Below are 21,268 nucleotides of genomic sequence, written 5' to 3'. Positions count from 1 at the left end.
CGCCAAAAAAAAGAAGCGGCCAAGAGGCCGCTTCTGCTTTTCCGGTTCAAGCTCCCCTCAAGGGATTAGAGCCGGTCCTTGAAGATGGTGATTTCAGTTCGGGACCTGAGCTGACCGATGAACTCCTGTGTCGCCTCCGCGCCGTAGGCCTTGACCATCTGGCCGCGCAGCATCTCGCGCTCCTCAGGGCGGATCTTGCTCATGTCCGCCCCCTCCACCTTGTCCAGGGCGAGCAGGGCAAAACTGCCGTCGTCCAGCTCGACTTCGGTGTACTCGGGCTTGCCCGACTGCGGACGCGGTATCAGGAACGCCTTCTTCTCCAGCGCGGGCAACAGGCTCGGCTGGGCCCGCATGACGCCGTCGACCTTCTGGACTTTCGCACCCACTGAGTCCGCCACCGTATCGAGCGACTCCCCCTTCTCGAGACGTGCGAGCAGAGCATCCGCCTGCTTCTTCGCCGCCGCGGACTCGCGCTGCGCGATCACCTTCTGACGAACGGCATCCTCGACTTCGGCCAGCGGCTTGGTGGATGCGGCCACATGCTTGTCGACACGAATCACCACGGCATGCCCGGTACCGAGCTCGATCAGATTGGAGTTGTTGCCCTGGGCCAGGACATCGTCGCTGAAAGCAGCCTTGAGTACCTTCGGATCGGCTGCGATACCCGGCCCCCCTGCCCGCGAGAACAGCGGGGTCGACTGGATCTTCAGGCCCAGCTCCTGCGCCGCCGGTTCCAGCGAGGATGGGCTCTGATAGGTCTTGTCGGTGAGCTTGCCAGCCAGGTCGTTGTAGACGCGATCCTTGGAGCCGGCCTCCGCCTCCTTGAGCAACTCGTCCCGCACTTGCTCGAATGGCTTGGCGACTCCGCTGCGCACATCGCGCAGCCAGATGATGTGGTAGCCCTCGTCAGACAGCACCGGCTGCGAGATCTGGCCCTTCTGCATCTTGAACATGGCTTCGTCAAACGCAGGCGTGGTCACGCCCTTCTCCAGCCAACCGAGATCACCGCCCTGGCGCTTCGAGCCGAGGTCATCCGAATCCTGCTGCGCAAGCTTGGCGAAATCGGCGGGTGTGGCCTCCGCAGCGATCTTCTTTGCCTTGGCCAGAGCCGCCTTCTGCTGGTCCGGCGTGGCATTCTTCGGAACATTGACCAGGATGTGCGAGACCAGCCGCTGCTCGGGCTGCACGAACTTCGCTTTTTCATCCTGGTAGCGCTTGCGCAGGTCGTCGTCCGAAGGCGTGGCCGCTGGCTTCAGATCCGCCTCGTTGACCTCGATGTACTGCAAGGAGACCTGCTCGGGGATGCCGAACTGGTCCTTGTGCTGGTCGTAGTACGCCTGGGCCTGGGCGCTGGTCACCGGCGCGTCGTCGATCTTCGGCTGAGGCAACTGGGCGTAACGGACATCTCGCCGCTGCAGGCGCAGATTGATGAAGCGATCCACGTCGGCCGCAGTGACGATCGTACCGGCCGTGATCGCATCGGGAATCAATGACGGCTCCAGCGATGCCTGCACCTCGCCCTGGAACATCTCCGGGGTTTTGCCCTGCATCGACAGCACGGTGCGATAGGTGGTCGCATCGAATTTTCCATCAAGCTGGAACGCCGGAATCGCCGAGATGAAATCACGCAGCGCCTGGCTTGGAACCACGATGCCGAGATCGCTGTTTGCCTGTTCAAGCAGCTTCTCGTCGATAAGCTGGTTCAGGATCGCCAGCTTGGTTGCCGGCTGCTCGAAGATGCTCCCGTCGAAGTTGTCGCCCTGCTGCTGGCTGGCCGTCTGCCGGGCCTGGTTCAGGCGATTCTGGAACTGCTGCTGGCTGATTTCCTGCTTGCCCACCTTCGCGACAAACGTGTCGTTGCGCGACATGAAGTAGGACTCGATGCCAAAGAACGACATGGCAAAGACAGCGACACCCAGAATGACGATGGACGGCCATCCGTGCATCTTGTTACGCAGAGCCTGCAGCATGGAGATGTTCCCGAGGATCGTGTTCGGCGCGCGAGGCGCGGTGCTCAAATGACAAGGGCGCCACGCGGGCGCCCTTGCTAACTCTGGCGGAGCGGACGGGACTCGAACCCGCGACCTCCGGCGTGACAGGCCAGCATTCTAACCGACTGAACTACCGCTCCGCATGTTTTCTGGTGGGTGCTGTAGGGATCGAACCTACGACCCTCGCCTTGTAAGGGCGACGCTCTACCGCTGAGCTAAGCACCCGAAACCAAGCAGCTAGCCGCTTAGTTTAGGGCATCCTTCAGGGTCTTGCCAGCCTTGAACGCCGGGACCTTCGAAGCCTTGATCTTGATCGTCTCGTTGGTGCGCGGATTGCGACCGGTGCGAGCAGCGCGCTTGCGAACGGTGAAGGTACCGAAGCCAACGACGGAGACGTCGTCACCCTTCTTGAGGGCCTTCTGCACGGTTTCGAAGAAAGCTTCGAGAGCGCGGCCGGCGTCGGCCTTGGTCAGCTCGGCCTTGTCGGCAATCGCATTGATCAGATCGGTTTTGTTCATTGAGACACTCCCTTAAACGGTTTGCGGCCCGCGTGGTCAGTTGGGACTGAGACAACGCCGACATGGATGGTTGGCTCCGCATTGGCGCCGTCCGCTACCCCGCATCACTGCGCGAAAAATGAAGGCGCGAGGATTGCGGTACGCCTTTATACCAGTGGCTCGCGCAACTCCGCAATACAAGTTGCAGCAAGGGTTCCGGGCGATCCGGGAGGTATTCGCCAAGACACTTTGAATGCTTGACAGGAGACCGGAAACATAGCTCCGGAGGGGCACCTTTCTTGCTTCGCAAAACAAAAAAGCGCCCGATCGAACCGGGCGCCTCCTGATTGGAACGATGACGAATTCAGTGCGTCCGCGAGGTGCCTGTCGCTGAGTCGTCGCCCTTCACCTCGACCTTGGCGATCTCGCCGCCGGCGGCAGTCGGCTGCAAGGGGCGCTCCAGCGCGATGTCCAGTACCTGATCGATCCAACGCACCGGGTGGATCTCCAGCGAGCGGGTGATGTTTGCCGGAATATCCGCCAGGTCTTTCTGGTTTTCCTCGGGGATGATCACCGTCGTGATGCCGCCCCGATGGGCCGCCAGCAGCTTTTCCTTGAGACCACCGATCGGTAGCACGCGCCCACGCAGGGTAATCTCGCCCGTCATGGCCACTTCCGAGCGGACCGGCACCTTGGTCAGCGCCGATACCAGGGCAGTACACATCGCGATACCGGCGCTGGGCCCGTCCTTCGGCGTCGCCCCCTCAGGCACATGGATATGCATATCCAGCTTCTGATGGAAATCCGGGTCGATACCCAGCGTCTCGGCCCGAGCCCGCACTACTGACAACGCCGCCTGGATCGATTCCTTCATTACGTCACCGAGCTGCCCAGTGTGCACAAGCTTGCCTTTGCCTGGAACGATCGATGCCTCGATGCTCAGCAGGTCACCGCCCACCTGGGTCCAGGCCAGCCCGGTCACCAAACCGACCTCGTTCTGCTGCTCCTTGCGGCCGAAATCGAACCGGCGCACGCCCAGATAATGTTCGAGGTTCTCACTCGATACGACCACACCAGCGGGCTTGCGCTTGGCCTTGACCTTGGCCGCAGGGGTCGCCTTACCCTTCTTCGCCCCCTTCACCTCGCCGAGCGTGAGCTCCTTCACCACCTTACGGCAGATCTTGGACACCTCGCGTTCGAGATTGCGCACGCCGGACTCGCGCGTGTAGTAGCGAACAGCATCGCGCAACGCCTCTTCCTCGATGGTCAGCTCGCCCTCCTTGAGGCCATTCGCCCTGAGCTGCTTAGGCAGTAGGTAGCGCTGAGCGATCGCCAGCTTCTCATCCTCTGTGTAGCCCGGAATACGGATGACTTCCATGCGGTCCAGCAGCGGACCGGGGATGTTCAACGAGTTGGCGGTGGCAATCCACATGACCTCCGAGAGATCCAGATCGACCTCCAGGTAATGGTCATTGAAAGCGTTGTTCTGTTCCGGGTCCAGCACCTCCAGCAGCGCCGACGAAGGGTCGCCACGGAAATCCATCGACATCTTGTCGATCTCGTCGAGCACAAACAGCGGATTCTTGCTGCCCACCTTGTTGAGGTTCTGCACGATGCGTCCCGGCATCGAACCGATATAGGTCCGGCGATGGCCGCGAATCTCGGCCTCGTCGCGCACTCCGCCGAGACTCATGCGAACGAACTTGCGGTTGGTCGCCTTGGCGATCGATTGCCCGAGCGAGGTCTTGCCCACGCCGGGCGGGCCAACCAGGCAGAGGATCGGGCCCTTCATGGTGTTGACGCGCTGCTGCACGGCCAGGTACTCAAGGATGCGTTCCTTGACCTTTTCCAGGCCGAAGTGGTCCGCATCGAGTACTTCCTGCGCAAGCTGCAGGTCCTTGCGCACCTTGGAGCGCTTCTTCCAGGGCACGCCCAGCAACCAGTCGAGGTAATTGCGAACCACGGTGGCTTCGGCAGACATCGGCGACATCTGCCTGAGCTTGGAGAACTCCTGTCTGGCCTTGGCCAGCACGGCCTTGGGCATACCCGCCGAGTCGATCCGACGCTGCAGTTCCTCGACCTCGTTTGGCCCCTCCTCACCCTCGCCCAGCTCTTTCTGGATCGCCTTCATCTGCTCGTTGAGGTAGTACTCACGCTGGCTCTTCTCCATCTGAGACTTGACGCGCCCGCGGATGCGCTTCTCGACCTGCTGCAGGTCCATTTCGCCATCGACCAGGCCGATCAGCAATTCGAGGCGCTGGCCGACGTCCGCCGTCTCGAGCACCTTCTGCTTGTCCGCCATGCGCACGGTGAGATGCGCAGCGATGGAGTCCGCCAAGCGTGACGGGTCCTCAATACCCGACAGCGTCGCCAGCACCTCCGGCGGCAGCTTGCGGCTCTGCTTGACCAGCTGTTCGAACAGGGAAACCAGCGTTCGGGACACCACGTCCAGCTCGCGCTCCTTCGAACTGTAGATCGGCTCGATCACGTGCGAACGAGCCATCAGCATGCCTGCCTCGTCGGTGTACTGCTCGATCGCTACGCGCGCCTGGCCCTCCACCAGCACCTTGACCGTGCCGTCGGGGAGCTTGAGCAACTGCAGTACGCCCGCGAGCGTTCCGACCTCGTGCAGATCGGCGATTTCCGGATCATCGATATCGGGGCTCTTCTGCGCGACCAGGAGAATCTGGCGCTCGCCCTCCATTGCACGCTCGAGCGCTCGCATCGACTTGTCGCGACCGACAAACAGCGGAATCACCATGTGTGGATAGACCACCACATCACGAAGCGGCAACACCGGCAGTGCATCGAGCGAAGCCGGGGTTCCCGTGGTGATCGGGGTGGTAGAGGCGTTCTTTGCCATAGAGCAGTCTCGATTAAGGCTCGCCCCGACACTGCGCCGGGGACTCTGAGTCGTCAAGTGGAGGCGGGATTCCCCGGGCACAAGCCCGTGACGATGCTCGAAAAAAAGAAAGCCCGGCGATAGGCCGGGCTCGCGCAGGCAACCGTCAGGTACGGTCAGGCGGCGTCGCCGCCCTCTCCAACCGCCCGCTGCTGCAGGTTGCCCCGGTAGATGAGATAGGGCTCGGCCTGCCCCTCGATCACGGCATCGTCGACCACGACCTTGCTGACGTGATCGAGCGAGGGAAGCTCGTACATGGTATCGAGCAACACCTGTTCCAGAATGGTGCGCAATCCACGCGCGCCCGTCTTGCGCTTGAGCGCCTTGCGGGCGATCGCCTGCAGCGCCTCCGGGCGAAATTCGAGCTCTGCGCCTTCCATCTCGAACAGCTTGCGGAACTGCTTGGTCACCGCGTTCTTCGGCTCGGTGAGAATCTTGACCAGCGCCGCCTCGTCCAGTTCGTCCAGCGTGGCAATCACGGGCAGGCGACCAACGAACTCCGGGATCAGACCGAACCGCACCAGATCAGCCGGCTCCACGTCGGCAAGCACCTTGCCCAAGTTGGACGTCCGCTCCTTCGAGCGGACTTCAGCGGAAAAGCCGATACCGGTGGTCTCCGAACGCTGCTGGATCACCTTCTCCAGGCCCGCGAATGCGCCACCGCAGATGAACAGAATGTTCTTGGTGTCGACCTGCAGGAATTCCTGCTGCGGGTGCTTGCGGCCGCCCTGCGGCGGCACCGATGCCAGCGTGCCCTCGATCAGCTTCAGCAGCGCCTGCTGCACCCCCTCGCCCGAGACGTCCCGGGTGATCGACGGGTTTTCGCTCTTGCGCGAGATCTTGTCGATCTCGTCGATGTAAACGATGCCCGACTGCGCCTTCTCGACGTCGTAATCGCACTTTTGGAGCAGCTTCTGGATGATGTTCTCGACATCCTCACCCACGTAGCCGGCTTCGGTCAGGGTCGTGGCGTCGGCGATAGTGAACGGAACGTTGAGGAGGCGGGCAAGCGTCTCGGCCAGCAGGGTTTTGCCCGAGCCGGTCGGACCGATCAGCAGGATATTGGACTTGCCAAGCTCGACCTCATCGCCCTTCTGGCGCGATTCCATGCGCTTGTAGTGGTTGTAGACGGCCACCGCAAGCGCCTTCTTTGCGCGAGTCTGCCCGACCACGTACTGATCGAGCGCCTCCATGATCTCGCGGGGCTTGGGAAGGTGCGTACGCCCGGAGGCGGCCTTCTCCTCCAACTCCTCGCGGATGATGTCGTTGCAAAGTTCCACGCATTCATCGCAAATGAACACGGACGGGCCGGCGATCAGCTTGCGCACTTCATGCTGGCTCTTGCCGCAGAAGGAGCAGTAAAGAATCTTGCCGCTGTCGGTGGAACGCCCCTGCCGCTCGTCGCTCATGCTAGTGATCCTGCCTTTGAATCAGTTTTCGGCCCGAGAATAGCACAGGGCTCCGCGCCTGAATCGAGGCGCGGAGCCCTCTGGAGACCTGAGTTTGAAGCCGGATCAGGCCGACTTGACGGTATCGACCGCCCGGCGGTCGAGAACGGCGTCGATCAGACCATATTCCTTCGCCGCCTCGGCGCTCATAAAGCGGTCGCGCTCCATATCGCGCTCGATCTTCTCCAGCGGCTGGCCGGTATGGTCGACGTAGATCTGGTTCAGACGCCGACGGAGATACAGAATCTCCTGCGCCTGGATCTCGATGTCAGTGGCCTGGCCCCGGGCGCCACCGGAGGGCTGGTGGATCATCACCCGAGAGTTCGGCAACGAGTAACGCTTGCCCTTGGCCCCGGCCATCAGCAACAGCGAGGCCGCACTGCAGGCCTGGCCGACGCACATGGTGCTCACGTCGGGTTTGATGAATTGCATCGTGTCGTAGATCGCCAGTCCGGCGGTGACCACGCCACCGGGACTGTTGATGTACAGGTGGATGTCCTTCTCCGGGTTCTCCGACTCCAGGAACAACATCTGCGCGACCAACAGGTTCGCGACGTGATCGTTCACCTCGCCGACCAGGAAGATCACCCGCTCCTTCAGCAGACGCGAGTAGATGTCGTAGGAGCGCTCGCCACGAGCCGTCTGCTCGACGACCATGGGCACCAGGTTGAGGTTCGTAATTGGATCCATGGTCATCTCTCCAGCCGTTGGCCTGAACGTACTGCCCGAGAATACGCGACTCAGGCACCCGCCGGGCGCATGACCTCGTCGAAGCTCAGGTTCTGGACCGTGGTGCTGGCGTGCTCGGCCACCCACTCGGCCACCTGATCTTCCATCACACGATTCTGCAGCCCGGACATCAATTGGGGGTCCGAGTTGTACAGTTCAATGACCTGCTCCGGCTCCTCGTAGGTCGACGCAATGGCCGCGAGCTGCTCAGCCACGTGCCTGCGGTCGACCACCAGCTCGTTCTTGCGGGCGATCTCACCCATAAGCAGGCCGGCAAGCACCCGCTTGCGCGCCATCGGCATGGCAGCTTCGATGAGCTGCGGCGGGGGCTGCTGCCCCTTCGGCACACTTCCGGCTGCGAGCGCGCGAGCCTCCGACTGAACCATCAGGTTCGGCACGTCGACCTCTGCATACGTGTCGGCCAGTTTCTCCGCAACCTCGGCCTTCAGGCGGCCCATCAGGGTCGCCTTGAGCTCGCGCTCAAGGTTGGCTCGAACTTCCTTGCGGAATGTCTCGAGATCACCATCGGCGATGCCGAAAAGCTTGGCGAACTCGGCGTCGACATCCGGCAGCTTCGGCTCCTGGACCTTGATGACCTTGAAAGCCACCGTCGAGGTCTTGCCAGCAAGGTTCTCGTTGCGGAAGTCGGTCGGAAAATCGATGTCGGCGCTGAACTCCTCAGCCGCACTGCGGCCGGTCAGCGCGTCATCGAGCGCCTTGAACAGGGTACCCGAGCCGAGCACGCTGCCCGCCCGCTCCTGACCGTCGGCCGGAAAGCGGTAGTCACCCGCCTCGGCGGAGTACTCGAACATAACGAAGTCGCCTTCCTTGGACGCGCGCTCGACCTCCTCGAAGGATCGACGCTGCTGACGGAGGGTTTCGATCATCTTTTCGATATCGGCCTCGGTCACTTCCGACGCCGGGCGCTGGACGGCAAGAGCGGCCACGTCGATGGTCGGGAACTCCGGCATCACCTCGAAAGTGGCGGTATAGGAGATCTCGCCATTCTCCGGGGTACCAGTGGTGTCCACCGACGGATTCGCCACCGGACGCAGGTTCTCCCGATCGAACGCCTCGCGCAGCGTGGTTCCGATCAGGTCAGACAAGACCTCGCCACGAACCTGCGCGCCGAAACGCTGCTGGATCACGGTGGTCGGCACCTTGCCGGGGCGGAAGCCCTTCAGCCGGACGGTACGGCCCATCTCCGCGATGCGCGCGCTGACCTGCGACTCGAAGCGCTCGGCGGGAAACTTCACCGTGAGCTTGCGCTCGAGCTTGCCGACGTTCTCAACCGAAACCTGCATGACGACTCCTGGGTTTTCCTGGGTAATGGGGCCTGTCACAGGCTCCAAGGCGGCCGACAGCCGCCACAAATGACAAGGGATGGTGCGAAAGGCGGGACTCGAACCCGCACGGTGTTACCCGCCAGAACCTAAATCTGGTGCGTCTACCAGTTCCGCCACTTTCGCAAGCCGTCCACCAAACGTCGCAAACCGTGGATTTGCAAAACAATTCGCAAGTCCGCATCGAGCGGAACGCAAGCTGTGTCGCACGCCCTGCTTTGCGTTGCTAAGTCGATGATTCCCTTACGCGAAAGCCCGCTATTCTAGGATCCTGCAAGCCCGCAGTACAAGCGCTCGCGAGCTCGCTCCGGGCCCAGATGGCGCCGCCCTCCCCACAAGCAAAGACGCCGGTCGTTTCCGACCGGCGTCTTGCGAATTGGTGGGCCGTGTAGGATTCGAACCTACGACCAATTGATTAAGAGTCAACTGCTCTACCAGCTGAGCTAACGGCCCTGAAACTTCAAATTTGGGGTGAGCGATGGGATTCGAACCCACGACATCCGGAATCACAATCCGGGACTCTAACCAGCTGAGCTACGCCCACCGTAAAACTGTTTGTTGGCGCGCCCGACAGGACTCGAACCTGCAACCGTCGGCTTAGAAGGCCGATGCTCTATCCGGTTGAGCTACAGGCGCAGTCACCGCATGGCAGAGCCCAGCGTGGTCGGGGCAGAGGGATTCGAACCCCCGACTTTTGCGTCCCAAACGCAACGCTCTACCAGACTGAGCTATACCCCGCCAGAGACACCGATCACTATCGCTACGCGAAGCTCTCGAATGCTACGGGTGACGTACCGTCCAGTCAATCCGTATTCGAGCACACCAGACTTGAAACTGTCTGGTCCGCAGTGCGATGTTCTGCCCCGCGAACTGGAAACCACCGCAAGCGGCGACTTCCGTCCTGAAGATGGCGCGCCCGGAGAGATTCGAACTCCCGACCGCCTGGTTCGTAGCCAGGTACTCTATCCAGCTGAGCTACGGGCGCACACTTCAAAACTGTTGATTCACTGCGTCTCAAGCGTTGCGAGAGGCGCCGAACCGAGAAGCGGAATTATTCAGATACAACGCACAGGCGTCAACACTTTTTTGCAAAATTTTTCCGCCGCTCGCAGAGCCAACCAGAAATTCCTTGGCCAGCGCTTCTCGTTTGGCCGTCCAAACGAGAAGCGCCGCGAGTGACCGCGGCGCCTCTGTATCCATCTCGAGCCAACAATCAGCTCTGGATGGCGGGGTTGCCGAGCTTGGTGGACCCGGCGTCCCCTCGTGGCGGCAGCGGAGGCACCGGACCGGAAGAACCGCCCGACTTGTTCCAGTCCGCTGGCGGACCCGGAACATGGCCAGCCATGATCTCGTCGATCTGGTGCGCGTCGATGGTCTCGTACTGAAGCAACGCGTCAGCCATCAGATGCAGTTTGTCGATGTTCTCGGTAAGCAGCTGCCTGGTTCTCGCATAGGCCCTGTCCAGGATGCCCCTCACGACAGCGTCGATCTTGCTCGCCGTCTCGTTGGAGATGCTCTTGTGCTGGGTCACCGAGCGCCCAAGGAAAACCTCATCCTCGTCCTCGCCGTAGGTGATCGGGCCGAGCTCATCGGACAAGCCCCACTTCGTGGCCATGTTGCGGGCCATCTTGGTGGCTCGCTCGATATCGTTGGATGCACCGGTCGTCACCTTGTCTGCGCCGAAGATGATCTCTTCGGCCACGCGCCCGCCGTAGAGCGAGCAAAGCTGCGACTGGATGGCGACCCGGTTGATGCTGTACTTGTCGTTTTCCGGCAAATACATGGTCACGCCCAGCGCACGTCCTCGCGGAATGATCGTCACCTTGTAGACCGGGTCATGCTCGGGCACCAGCCGACCGACGATCGCGTGTCCGGCCTCGTGGTAGGCGGTGAGCTTCTTCTCGTCCTCGCTCATCGCCATGGAGCGCCGCTCGGCGCCCATGAGGATCTTGTCGCGTGCCTTGTCCAGATGGGTCATGCGAACTTCGCGCGCGTTCTCGCGCGCGGCGAACAGGGCGGCCTCGTTGACCAGATTGGCCAGGTCGGCGCCGGAGAAACCCGGGGTCCCACGCGCGATCACCATCGGATCGACATCACTGGCCATCGGCACCTTGCGCAGATGCACCTTGAGGATCTGCTCCCTGCCCTTCACGTCTGGCAGGCCAACCACCACCTGGCGATCGAATCGGCCCGGCCGCAGCAGCGCCGGGTCGAGCACGTCGGGTCGATTGGTTGCAGCAATGACGATGATGCCCTCAGTACCCTCGAAACCATCCATCTCGACCAGCAGCTGGTTGAGGGTCTGTTCGCGCTCATCGTGACCGCCGCCCAGACCCGCACCGCGATGCCGACCGACTGCGTCGATCTCATCGATGAAGATGATGCAGGGAGCGTGCTTCTTGGCCTGCTCGAACATGTCGCGCACGCGGCTGGCACCCACGCCCACGAACATTTCGACGAAGTCCGAGCCAGAGATCGAGAAGAACGGTACCTTCGCCTCCCCGGCAATCGCCTTGGCCAGCAGTGTCTTGCCTGTACCGGGAGGGCCGACCATCAGGACGCCGCGCGGAATCTTGCCGCCGAGCTTCTGGAACTTACCCGGGTCGCGGAGGAACTCGACCAATTCGCCCACTTCCTCCTTGGCTTCGTCGCAACCGGCCACGTCGGAGAAATTCACCTTGACCTGATCTTCGCCCTGAAGCTTGGCGCGAGAACGACCGAAGCTCATCGCCCCGCGTCCGCCAGCGCCTGACTGCATCTGCCGCATGAACCAGATGAACACGGCTGCGATCAGGATCACCGGCAGCCAACTGATCAGCAGGTTCATCAACGAGAACCCGGGAGCGGCATCCTGACGGACCTCAACCCCCTTCTCCTGCATCTGCTTGACCACTGAATTGGTGGAAAAGCCCAGAACCGGCGCCACGGTGCGGAAGCTGCTGCCGTCCTTGAGCTTGCCGCTGATGGTCGCGGGGTTCTCCGCGCTGATCGTGGCGCTGGATACGTTGCCGTTGTCGACGTTCTGCACGAACGCGCTGTACGGCAGATCCGAAGCGGCACCACCGTGCGGGTTGAAGCTCTGGAACACGGCGATGAGCACCACCGCGATGATTAGCCAGAGCAACAGGTTTTTCGCCATCTCGTTCATGCGCGGTTTCCGCCCGGTTGCGCGCCCGGGGCCTTCAGCCCCGTTGCCAGCGCGTATACCTCCCGCGAACGCGCGCGGGAGGCCTTAGGTTTACGCATAGTCACGCGCGAAAAGTCCGCGCGCAAGCTACGCAGGTAATCGTCGAAGCCCGTTCCTTGGAACAGCTTAATGAGGAACGATCCGCCGGGCTTGAGCCACTGCCGACTGAAATCCAGCGCCAGTTCAGCCAGATCCATGGACCGGATCTGGTCGGCCAAGGCCACCCCACTCATATTGGGGGCCATGTCCGAGAGGACAAGATCGAGCTTCTTTCCGTCCAGCATGGCCTCCAGTTGCGACAAAACGTCCGCCTCGCGGAAGTCGCCCTGCAGGAACTCGACCCCCGCGATGCCCTGCATCGGCAGGATGTCCAGCGCCACGACACGGCCGGTATCGCCCAGCCGCTGCCGCACTAGCTGCGACCAGCCCCCCGGGGCCGCCCCGAGGTCGACCACGGAAATGCCGGGCTTGAGCAGGTGGTCGCGTTCGATCAGCTCCTCCAGCTTGTAGACGGCACGCGAGCGCACGCCTTCGGCCTGCGCCTTCTTCACATACACGTCGTCGAAATGTTCCCGCAGCCAGCGGGAACTGCTTTTGCTGCGGGACATGACCGGCAACACCACAGATACGGAAACGGTCGGCATGATACCCTTTGCGGTCCTGCAACCGCGAATCGAGCATTGCTCCCCATGGCCCTGTCCCCCTCCCAGCGGCGCTACCTGCGCAGCCTCGCCCACGATCTGAACCCGGTGATCCTGCTGGGAGCGAAGGGAGCGACCGAGGCAGTGGTGAAGGAACTCGGCCAGGCGCTCGACCACCATGAGCTGGTGAAGGTGAAGCTCTCCGGGGGCGACAAGGACGAGCGGCAGTCGCAGATCGATTTCCTCATCGTGGGCACCGGCGCGGAGAATGTGCAGGAGATCGGTCATATCGTGGTGCTGTTCCGCCGCAACGCCGACGACCCGAAGCTTGCCCTGCCGCGCTGATGGATCTCTCGCTCGACCTGCCCGGCTCCTTCCTGTTCGTCCGGCGTACCGCCGCGAAGAGCATCACCGTGGTCGACCGGGAGATCGTCGCCAGCTTCGTGCTGGCCCCAGATCGACTGCTGGAGGACTGGCCCGTGGCGGACGCCCGGATGCTGGCCCCCCCCCATGCCGAGACGGTACTCGGATTGCAGCCTGAGCTGGTGCTGCTCGGCAGCGGCGAGCGTCAGGTATTCCCGCCGATGGCCTTCCTGGCCGCCTTTCTCGGCAAGGGCATCGGCATCGAAGTGATGGATAACGCTGCGGCTGCCCGCACTTACGATCTGCTGGCCGCCGAAGGCCGCCGGGTCGTGGCCTGCTTCATTCTTCCGGGCAACTGACCGGGGGGCCGCGTCCGCTCAGCGGGCAGGCAGGAAGTCCATGGGATTGACCGGATTGCCATTGCGGCGGATCTGGAACTGCAGCTCGTCCTGCGACGCCCCCGTCGACCCCATCTCCGCGATGACCTGCCCGGCCGATACCCGCTGCCCCTCCTTCACGAGGCGCTTGCGGTTGTGCCCATAGGCGGAGAGGAAATCGTCGTTGTGCTTGACGATGATGAGCTCTCCATAGCCCACTAATCCGTTGCCGCTGTAGACCACCACGCCATCGGCGGCAGCCCGGACCGGGCTTCCCGCGCGCCCACCGATCTCGATCCCGGGGATCGCGTCGCCGCTCTGGAACCCCTTGATCACGGAACCGTCCGCCGGCCAGCGCCAGGCGATGCCACTGACCCGGCGAGAACCGCCGGGCGGCAAGGCCGGTGCAGGCGGCGGTGCCGGACTCTGGACTGCAGCCTCGCCAGCCACCGGAACCGCATCACCCGCACCGGGTACGGAGGCGGAATGTGAAGTGGCAGATGCCACGGGTGCTCTGGCGACCGTCGATACTGTTGCGCGGGATCCGGATGAGGTGCGCTCCGGTGCGCGGGCGACGGAACGCGCCGGCTCAGCCGACCTGGGCTTGCTGTTCGCACCCGAGGGGTGCATGAGCAGCACCTGTCCGGGCCAGATCGTGTAGGGCGCCGAGATTCCGTTCCACTGCGCCACGTCGCGGAAGTCCTTGCCGTGGCGGAAGGCGATGGAATACAGCGTGTCGCCCTTCTCCACCCGGTAGGTGCCGGACGCGCTTGGATGAGTAATGACAGGGGATGGAGCCCGATACGACGGGCCGCTCCGACTGGTCGGCTGCACCACGACCGAACGCGGCGTCCCGCACGCCGCCAACAGACCGGCCGCGGCCGCCAACCCGAACGCCTGGAGATGTCCTTTCATGCCCCGAAGCATACCGATGCCGGTCCGGCCTGCCCATGCACGGTCGGCGACAAAGCGGACGCTCAACGCCACAGGACCCACCACGCGCCCAGCCCCGCGAGAATGACCACGGTTGCCCAGCCGATCCGCTCGATGTTCCGATGCAACACCTGTTCGGCGCGCTCGCCGACCAGCCGCACCAACAGCGCCAGCAGCCAGACCCGCTTGCCGCGCCCCACTGCCATGCAGGCCAGGAACGGCAACAGCGGCACGCCGACGATACCGGCCGCCCATGTCACGAACTTCATCGGGATCACCGGCTGCAGCGCGGCGAGCATCAATGCGCCGAGCATGGCCAGCCAGTGCCGGTTCATATCGTCCCGCAGGTGCCCGACCCAGGTGCCGATGGTCTGCTGCATGCCGGGACTCAGCAGCGGGTGGAGGCCCTGGTACGCCCAGTGCCCCAATGCATAGCCGACCAGCGAGCCAAGCAGGGAAAACAGCAGGCTGATGTTGGCGTAGAAGAACGCCTTGTGCCGACGCCCGAGCATCATCGGCGCCAGCATCACCTCCGGCATCACCGGAAAGATGAACGCCTCGACGAAGCTCAGTCCGCACAGATAGGGCACCGCACGGGGATGGCGCGCCCAGACCAGCGCGCGCGCGTACAGCGCGCCGAACAATCGCATCAGCCGATGCCCCCCAGCAGCGGCACGAAACTCACCGGACCGAGTTCTTCCTGCACGAAGTCGCCGTGCCCGTCGCCGCGCATGCGTATCAGGGTCTGGCTGCTCGGCGAACCAACCGGGGCGACCAGCACGCCGGTGGGCGTCATCTGATCAAGGATGGCGTGGGGAATCGCATCGCCTGCGGCAGTGAGGATCACCGCATCGAACGGCCCCTCGTCCGGCCAACCCAGCTTGCCGTCGTCATAACGCGAGCGCAGGTTGGTGATACCCAGCTGACGGAACCGGCGGCGCGCCTGGCGCAACAGTTCCTCGATCCGTTCGACGGTGTAGACCTGTGGCACCAGCGCAGACAGCACGGCCGCCTGGTAACCGGAGCCGGTGCCGATCTCCAGCACCTTCTGCGGCATGCCGAACTCGAGCAGCGCCTCGGTCATCCGCGCCACCACCCACGGCTGGGAGATGGTCTGGCCGTGCCCGATCGGCAACGCGGTGTTCTCGTACGCACGCGAATGCAGCGCCTGGTCAATGAAGTGATGCCGCGGAAGGTTGCGGATCACATCGATCACCCGAGCGTCCTGGATGCCCGTTTCCTTCAGGGTGGCGGCGAGGCGGTCACGGGCACGCTGCGAGGTCATGCCCTCGCCTTTCAATGCCGACGGCGGCAGCGGATGGATGTTCATCGCTCAGGCCGCCTCGTCATCGATCGCATCGGTCATCGCCTGCATCCAGCCGCTCACCTTGTCCAGCGCCTGATAGCGGGTGAGATCGACGTGGATCGGCGTCACCGAGACATAGCCGCGGCGCACGGCATCGAAATCGGTACCGGGGCCATCGTCCTCGGCGGGGCCGGCCGGCCCGATCCACCAGATCGGGCGCCCACGCGGATCGTTCTGCTCGATGCACGCCGCAGCCCGATGACGCTTGCCCAACCTGGCCACCTCGAAACCGCAGATCTGTTCCCAGGGCAGGTCCGGCACATTGACGTTGAGGATGGTATCGGCCGGCAGCGGATCGACCAGCAGGCGCTCCATGAGCAGACGCACCGCGCGTGCGGCCGATTCGTAATGCTCGCCCCGGTGATCCTTGCTGACCAGCGACACGGCGATCGCCGGCAGGCCGAGGAATCGTCCCTCCATCGCGGCCGACACGGTGCCGGAATAGATCACGTCATCACCGAGGTTGGCCGAATTGTTGATGCCCGAAACGACGATGTGCGGCTCTTCGTCGAGCAGGCCGGACAGTGCCAGGTGCACGCAGTCGGTCGGCGTCCCGGCGACACGGTAGTAGCCATTGTCCATGCGGGCGACGCGGATCGGAGCGTCCAGGGTAAGCGAGTTGCTGGCACCGGAGCGATCCCGGTCGGGCGCCACCACGGTTACTTTCCCCACTGCGCCGAGGCGCTCGGCGAGCACGCGGATGCCCGGTGCATCCACGCCATCATCATTGCTTACCAGGACTCGCATGCTGTTCCGTCGAATGGCCGTGGGCGGGACGCGGCCGACCCGGTCGACGCCCTTGTGGCAGGCCTTCGAGTCTACCCGAGCGGACCCCGCGTTTCACGGGGATCCTGGCCTGTCGCGGCACGCCGGAACGCGTCCACGTTGGTAGCATGGCGCCATGAAGCGCCGCGCCCCCGCCATCGTCACCGAGGACGACGCCCGCCTGTTCCGCGAGGCGATCGGCGAGATCCGCCGCATCGACTCCGAGCCGGTCTTGCCGTCCCGACCGAAGCCCGAGCCGCGGGCCCGGATGTTCGAGGCCGACGAGGCCGCCGTCCCAGGCGAACTGCTGGACATGGCGTTCGACCCGGCGCTGATGGAAGTGGGCGAGGAACTCAGCTTCCTGCAGGACGGCTATCCACCCAAGCTGCTCAAGCAGCTCAAGCGCGGCCACTTCAGCGTGCAGGACGACCTGGACCTGCACCAGATGAACGCCGCCGCGGCCCAGGCGAGCATCGCCGATTTCCTCGCCGAGGCCCGCGAGCAGGGGCTGCGCTGCGTGCGCATCGTGCATGGCAAGGGCCTGCGCTCGAAGTCGCGCGGCCCGGTGCTCAAGGCACTGACCGACCGCCTGCTGCGCCGGCGTGCCGATGTCATCGCATTCGCCTCGGCGCGCCCTGCCCAGGGCGGCACCGGCGCCGTGGTGGTGCTGCTGTCCGCCCGCCGCTGACCGGCCGGCGCAGTGCCTGCCTCAACCCGTGGTGGCGAGCTCGCGGATCACCGTGGTCGCATACGCTCCGGCCGGCAAGGCGAACTGCAGTTCCAGCGCATCCTCTGCCAGCCATTGCCACCACAGGCCGGCCGGCAGCAGCCGCAAGGCGCGTCGGTCGTGCGCCATCCGGGCGGCCGCCAGGCCTTCCACCAGATCCTGCCACTGGCCGGCGATGCGGCACTCCAGCTCGCCCACCACGCCCCGCGAGACGGGCTCGCCCTCGCCCCAAAGCGGTCCGGTCGGATGGATGTCACCCTGCGCCAGACGGGCGGCCAGCGCGGCTTCGAACGGCTCCGGGCCAAACCAGGACCGCGACCCGGCCAGCGCCCAGATCTCGCCCTCCAGCGCGGTATCCCAGTTGCCCTGCTCCACCCGCTCGGCCAGCACGCTGTTGAAGATCTGCGAGCGCGCGGCGGAGAGCAGCAGGCCGCGTTTGTCCCGATCGACCCGGCGCCCGGCAAACATCGCGCGGGCCTGGTCCAGGTTGCCGCCCTCCCGGCCGAAACGCTGCTCTCCGAAGTAGTTCGGCACGCCCCGTGCGGTCATCTGCTGCAGTATGCGCTCGGCCACCTCCCGGTCACCTTGGACTTCGCGCAGCACGATCACGAAGCGGTTCCCGCGCAGACCACCGCGTTTGAGCTTGCGGCCGTGGCGGGTGGCGGCAAGCACCTTCACCTCCTCGTGGGGAAAGGCCGACCAGTCGGGATCCGCGCGCCCGGGGAGTTGCACGGAGAACGCCTGGCGGGTGACCGCATGGCGATCCTTCAACCCCGCATAGCCCACGTTCACCGGCGGCACGCCCGCGAACTTTGCCAGCTCCCGCGCCACCCAGTCGGTGTTGACACCGCGCTTCTCCACCCACAGCAGGGCGTGCTCGCCGGCACCGTCGGCGTCGTAGCCGAGCAGTTCCTCGACCTGGAAATCCTCGGGCGTGGCGCGCAGCCGGGCGGTCAGCGGCACCGGGCCGTAGGCGGTGGGCAATTCGGAAACGGACATGGCACTCCGCCGGCCGCGCCGGCATGTAGGAAAGCGTTACATCAGGAACAGCGTGGCCAGCCCGAGGAAGATGAAGAAGCCGCCGCTGTCGGTCATGAAGGTGAGGAACACGCTGGCACCCAGCGCCGGATCGCGCCCCAGGCGGATCAGCGCCATCGGGATGCCCACGCCCATGAACGCCGCCAGCAGCAGGTTCAGCGTCATCGCCGCAGTCATCACCAGGCCGAGCATCGGACTTTCATACAGCAGGGCCGCGACGGTGCCGATCACCCCGCCCCAGATCAGGCCGTTGAACAGCGCCACGCCCAGCTCCTTCTGCCACAGCCGACGGATCGCGTTCGGGTTGACCTGATCCAGTGCCGAGGCGCGCACGATCATCGTGATGGTCTGGTTGCCCGAATTGCCGCCGATGCCGGCGACGATCGGCATCAGGGTGGCCAGCGCCACCAGCTTCTCGATCGAGTTCTCGAACAGGCCGATCACGCGGGACGCCAGGAACGCGGTCACCAGGTTGATCGCCAGCCAGCTCCAGCGGTTGCGCACCGAAGCCCAGATCGAAGCGAAGATGTCTTCTTCCTCGCGCAGGCCGCCGCGGCTCAGCGACTCGCTCTCGCCCTCCTCACGAATCACGTCGACCATCGCGTCGATGGTGATGCGGCCGATCAGGTGGTTGCCCTCGTCGACCACCGGCGCGGTGACCAGGTCGTAGCGCTCGAACGCCTGGGCGACCTCGTAGGCATCGTCACCCGGGTGGAAAGTGTTGACGTCCGGCGCCATCAGCTCGCCGACCATCCTGTCCGGCGAGTTGACCAGCAGCCAGTGCAGCGGCAGTACACCGGTGAGCACGTTGTCGTTGTTCACCACGAACAGCTTGTCGGTCTGCGCCGGCAGCTCCTCGAAGCGGCGCAGGTAGCGCAGGACGGTCTCCAGGCTGACGTCCTCGCGGATCGTCACCATCTCGAAGTCCATCAGCGCGCCGATCTGGTCGTCCTCGTAGGACAGCGCCGACTGCAGCTGCTCGCGCTGCTGCGCGTCGAGGCTGGCCATCAGCTCGGGCAGCACCTCGGTCGGTAGGTCCTCGACCAGGTCGGCCAGTTCGTCGGCATCCAGCGGCTCGACCGCCGCCATGATCTCGCCCTGGTCCATGTCCGCGATCAGCGATTCGCGCACCGCATCGGACACTTCCAGCAGGATCTCGCCGTCGCGATCCGAGCGCACCCGCTGCCAGACGGCCAGGCGCTCGTCCAGCGGCAGCGATTCGAGGATGAAGGCGATGTCGGCCGGGTGCAGCGGCTCCAGCTCGTGCTGGAGCACCTCGCCGCTGTCCTTCAGCGCTTCGGCAATCGGCGAACGCGCCGCCGGATCCGCACCGTCCTCGCGCAGCGCGTCCAGCTCGTCGCGCATGCGCGACTGCTGGCGCAGCAGATCGACGATGGTGTCGAGCTGCTCGTGCAGGCGTTGGCTGGCGCCGCGGGTCTCGGTCTCGCTCATCCGTGCTCCAGCAGCACGCAGACCTGCGCCGCGATGCCCTCGCCGCGCCCGGTGAAACCAAGTTTCTCGGTGGTGGTGGCCTTGATGCTGATGCGGTCGACGCCGCACCCCAGGTCCGCGGCGAGGTTCTCGCGCATCGCCGCCGCATGCGGCCCGACCTTGGGCGCCTCGGCGATCACGGTCACGTCGGCATTGCCCAGCCGGTAACCCTGCCCGGCCATCAGTCGCGCCGCATGGCGCAGGAACTGGCGGCTATCGGCGTCGCGCCACTGCGGGTCCGAAGGCGGAAAGTGCTTGCCGATGTCGCCCATCGCCAGTGCGCCGAAGATCGCGTCGCACAGCGCGTGGATCACCACATCGCCGTCCGAATGCGCCACCACGCCGCGGCCATGCGGTACCCGCACACCGCCGAGGGTGACGAAGTCGCCCTCGCCAAACGCATGCACGTCGAAGCCTTGACCGATCCTCACCGCGTCACTCCTCCCCTGCCGGCGCCGTGCGCCCGAGCAGGAACTCGGCCAGCGCGAAATCCGCCGCCGTGGTCACCTTGATGTTGTCTTCCGCGCCTTCCACCAGCAACGGCGCGTGCCCGGCCAGCTCCATCGCCATCGCCTCGTCGCTCACGGTAATGCCCCGACGTGACGCTTCGCGCAAGGCCGCCGAGAGTGCGCCACGACGAAACATCTGTGGCGTGAAGGCCCGCCAGCGCTGGTCGCGAGGTTCGGTGAGCGCGCTGCGGCCGCCCTCGTCCGCCCGCTTGAGCGTGTCGCGCAGCGGCGCACCGAGCAGCCCGCCGTCGCCCGCACCCGCCGTACCGATGAGCCGGGACATATCATCCAGACGGACGCAGGGCCGTGCCGCATCGTGTACCAGCACGAAATCCGTCTCGTCGATCTCGGCCGGCAGGGCCTGCAATCCAGCCAGCACCGAATCGCAGCGCTCGGCACCACCGGGGGTCGTGCGCACCGGCTTGCGATGCAGGTTGTCCAGTCCCGGCCAGAGTGCGTCACCGGGCGACAGCACCACCATCAGGCCGACGATACCCGGATGCCGGGCCAGCCGGTCCAGCGTGTGCTCGATCAGCAGCCGGCCGGCGATCGGCAGGTATTGCTTGGGCCGGTCACCACCGACGCGCAGGCCGCGTCCCGCCGCCGGGACCACGCACCACAAACCGGGCGTGCTCATGGCGTCCCGCTGCTGGCCGGAGCCGCCGCCGCGGACGACGCGGAAGCCGGACCTTCCACCACCTGGTAGAAGGTCTCGCCGGGCTTGATCAGCCCCAGCTCCGCCCGGGCGCGCGCCTCCACCGCCTGCTCGCCGCTCTTCAGGTCGGTCACATCAGCCGCCAGCGCCTGGTTGCGTTGCTGCAGGCGCTGGTTCTCGTCGGTCTGCTTCTTCACCGCTGCGCGCAGGGTGTCCACCTCGCGCATGCCGCCCGCGTCACTCCACAGCTTGAACTGCAGAGCGACGAGCAGTGCGATCAGGATCAGCGCGACCCAGCGCAGCATG

At 64.6% G+C, this 21,268-nt stretch carries 20 protein-coding genes and 8 tRNA genes; 3 read left to right on the top strand and 25 right to left on the bottom strand.

Annotation, left to right across the window (positions count from 1 at the left end):
• Positions 1-65: 65 nt before the first annotated feature.
• From NC595_RS13010 to rlmE, 16 genes are all read right to left on the bottom strand, one after another.
• Positions 66-1,970: a SurA N-terminal domain-containing protein gene (locus tag NC595_RS13010; RefSeq protein ID WP_253567116.1), complete on the bottom strand. Its 1,905-nt coding sequence runs from the start codon at positions 1,968-1,970 to the stop codon at positions 66-68.
• An 84-nt stretch (positions 1,971-2,054) separates the two neighbouring features.
• Positions 2,055-2,131: transfer RNA gene (locus NC595_RS13005), tRNA-Asp, on the bottom strand.
• A 10-nt stretch (positions 2,132-2,141) separates the two neighbouring features.
• A tRNA-Val gene (locus NC595_RS13000) sits at positions 2,142-2,216 on the bottom strand.
• A gap of 20 nt (positions 2,217-2,236) precedes the next feature.
• Entirely contained in the window at positions 2,237-2,509 is a 273-nt protein-coding gene (locus NC595_RS12995; RefSeq protein ID WP_017461157.1) for an HU family DNA-binding protein, read from the bottom strand.
• Positions 2,510-2,852: 343 nt separating this feature from the next.
• Positions 2,853-5,351 carry an endopeptidase La gene (gene lon / locus NC595_RS12990; RefSeq protein WP_253568320.1) on the bottom strand — a complete coding sequence of 833 codons (2,499 nt, stop codon included), beginning with the start codon at positions 5,349-5,351 and terminating at the stop codon, positions 2,853-2,855.
• 155 nt (positions 5,352-5,506) lie between these two features.
• Positions 5,507-6,799 (bottom strand): ATP-dependent Clp protease ATP-binding subunit ClpX, encoded by a 1,293-nt coding sequence (gene clpX, locus NC595_RS12985; protein WP_253567113.1) that lies wholly within the window; start codon positions 6,797-6,799, stop codon positions 5,507-5,509.
• A gap of 105 nt (positions 6,800-6,904) precedes the next feature.
• Entirely contained in the window at positions 6,905-7,528 is a 624-nt protein-coding gene (clpP, locus tag NC595_RS12980; protein WP_017461160.1) for an ATP-dependent Clp endopeptidase proteolytic subunit ClpP, read from the bottom strand.
• A 50-nt stretch (positions 7,529-7,578) separates the two neighbouring features.
• Positions 7,579-8,871, bottom strand: coding sequence for a trigger factor (gene tig / locus NC595_RS12975; RefSeq protein WP_253567111.1), 1,293 nt, complete (start codon positions 8,869-8,871; stop codon positions 7,579-7,581).
• Between the two features lie 80 nt (positions 8,872-8,951).
• A tRNA-Leu gene (locus NC595_RS12970) sits at positions 8,952-9,036 on the bottom strand.
• A gap of 251 nt (positions 9,037-9,287) precedes the next feature.
• Positions 9,288-9,363: transfer RNA gene (locus tag NC595_RS12965), tRNA-Lys, on the bottom strand.
• Between the two features lie 14 nt (positions 9,364-9,377).
• A tRNA-His gene (locus NC595_RS12960) sits at positions 9,378-9,454 on the bottom strand.
• 15 nt (positions 9,455-9,469) lie between these two features.
• Positions 9,470-9,546, bottom strand: a tRNA-Arg gene (locus NC595_RS12955).
• 25 nt (positions 9,547-9,571) lie between these two features.
• Positions 9,572-9,648: transfer RNA gene (locus NC595_RS12950), tRNA-Pro, on the bottom strand.
• Between the two features lie 170 nt (positions 9,649-9,818).
• A tRNA-Arg gene (locus tag NC595_RS12945) sits at positions 9,819-9,895 on the bottom strand.
• Positions 9,896-10,123: 228 nt separating this feature from the next.
• On the bottom strand, positions 10,124-12,058 hold the full coding sequence (ftsH, locus tag NC595_RS12940) for an ATP-dependent zinc metalloprotease FtsH (protein ID WP_253567109.1): 1,935 nt from the start codon (positions 12,056-12,058) through the stop codon (positions 10,124-10,126).
• A complete protein-coding gene (gene rlmE, locus NC595_RS12935; RefSeq protein ID WP_253568318.1) occupies positions 12,055-12,705 on the bottom strand; it encodes a 23S rRNA (uridine(2552)-2'-O)-methyltransferase RlmE in 651 nt (216 codons plus the stop codon). The genes ftsH and rlmE overlap by 4 nt, the downstream gene beginning before the upstream one ends.
• 81 nt (positions 12,706-12,786) lie before the next feature.
• Between rlmE and yhbY the strand changes: the two genes are divergently transcribed.
• Together yhbY and NC595_RS12925 are read left to right on the top strand one after the other, a co-directional pair.
• Positions 12,787-13,083 carry a ribosome assembly RNA-binding protein YhbY gene (yhbY, locus tag NC595_RS12930; protein WP_253567107.1) on the top strand — a complete coding sequence of 99 codons (297 nt, stop codon included), beginning with the start codon at positions 12,787-12,789 and terminating at the stop codon, positions 13,081-13,083.
• The gene (locus tag NC595_RS12925; protein ID WP_253567105.1) at positions 13,083-13,460 is read left to right on the top strand and encodes an Mth938-like domain-containing protein; all 378 of its coding nucleotides are present in this window, start codon (positions 13,083-13,085) and stop codon (positions 13,458-13,460) included. Before yhbY ends, NC595_RS12925 begins: the two co-directional genes overlap by 1 nt.
• 18 nt (positions 13,461-13,478) lie before the next feature.
• On the opposite strand, the gene NC595_RS12920 is transcribed toward NC595_RS12925, so the two are convergent.
• The 4 genes from NC595_RS12920 to surE all read right to left on the bottom strand — a co-directional run bounded on the left by NC595_RS12920 (position 13,479) and on the right by surE (position 16,524).
• Entirely contained in the window at positions 13,479-14,393 is a 915-nt protein-coding gene (locus tag NC595_RS12920; RefSeq protein ID WP_253567103.1) for a peptidoglycan DD-metalloendopeptidase family protein, read from the bottom strand.
• Positions 14,394-14,455: 62 nt separating this feature from the next.
• Positions 14,456-15,061 carry a YqaA family protein gene (locus tag NC595_RS12915; protein WP_253567101.1) on the bottom strand — a complete coding sequence of 202 codons (606 nt, stop codon included), beginning with the start codon at positions 15,059-15,061 and terminating at the stop codon, positions 14,456-14,458.
• Complete coding sequence (locus tag NC595_RS12910; RefSeq protein WP_253567099.1) at positions 15,061-15,741, bottom strand: protein-L-isoaspartate(D-aspartate) O-methyltransferase; 681 nt, start codon at positions 15,739-15,741, stop codon at positions 15,061-15,063. The genes NC595_RS12915 and NC595_RS12910 overlap by 1 nt, the downstream gene beginning before the upstream one ends.
• Positions 15,742-15,744: 3 nt before the next feature.
• A complete protein-coding gene (gene surE, locus NC595_RS12905) occupies positions 15,745-16,524 on the bottom strand; it encodes a 5'/3'-nucleotidase SurE (protein ID WP_253567097.1) in 780 nt (259 codons plus the stop codon).
• A gap of 154 nt (positions 16,525-16,678) precedes the next feature.
• Here surE and NC595_RS12900 point away from each other — a divergent pair, with 154 nt between their 5' ends.
• Positions 16,679-17,230, top strand: coding sequence for a Smr/MutS family protein (locus NC595_RS12900; protein WP_253567095.1), 552 nt, complete (start codon positions 16,679-16,681; stop codon positions 17,228-17,230).
• A gap of 21 nt (positions 17,231-17,251) precedes the next feature.
• On the opposite strand, the gene truD is transcribed toward NC595_RS12900, so the two are convergent.
• From truD to ftsB, 5 genes are read right to left on the bottom strand one after another with little or no spacing between them, the layout of a single operon-like run.
• On the bottom strand, positions 17,252-18,268 hold the full coding sequence (gene truD, locus NC595_RS12895) for a tRNA pseudouridine(13) synthase TruD (RefSeq protein ID WP_253567093.1): 1,017 nt from the start codon (positions 18,266-18,268) through the stop codon (positions 17,252-17,254).
• Positions 18,269-18,304: 36 nt separating this feature from the next.
• Complete coding sequence (gene mgtE, locus NC595_RS12890; RefSeq protein WP_253567091.1) at positions 18,305-19,759, bottom strand: magnesium transporter; 1,455 nt, start codon at positions 19,757-19,759, stop codon at positions 18,305-18,307.
• The gene (ispF, locus tag NC595_RS12885; RefSeq protein WP_253567089.1) at positions 19,756-20,229 is read right to left on the bottom strand and encodes a 2-C-methyl-D-erythritol 2,4-cyclodiphosphate synthase; all 474 of its coding nucleotides are present in this window, start codon (positions 20,227-20,229) and stop codon (positions 19,756-19,758) included. The genes mgtE and ispF overlap by 4 nt, the downstream gene beginning before the upstream one ends.
• A 4-nt stretch (positions 20,230-20,233) precedes the next feature.
• Positions 20,234-20,944, bottom strand: a complete 711-nt coding sequence (gene ispD / locus NC595_RS12880) for a 2-C-methyl-D-erythritol 4-phosphate cytidylyltransferase (RefSeq protein ID WP_253567087.1) — start codon at positions 20,942-20,944, stop codon at positions 20,234-20,236.
• A complete protein-coding gene (ftsB, locus tag NC595_RS12875) occupies positions 20,941-21,267 on the bottom strand; it encodes a cell division protein FtsB (RefSeq protein WP_253567085.1) in 327 nt (108 codons plus the stop codon). The genes ispD and ftsB overlap by 4 nt, the downstream gene beginning before the upstream one ends.
• Position 21,268: the final 1 nt, after the last annotated feature.

This window comes from Dyella lutea (assembly GCF_024158035.1).
GTDB classification, from domain to species: domain Bacteria; phylum Pseudomonadota; class Gammaproteobacteria; order Xanthomonadales; family Rhodanobacteraceae; genus Dyella_A; species Dyella_A lutea.
The sequence above is the reverse complement of the archived record's forward strand: the minus strand, read 5'-3'. Positions and strand labels throughout refer to the sequence as shown.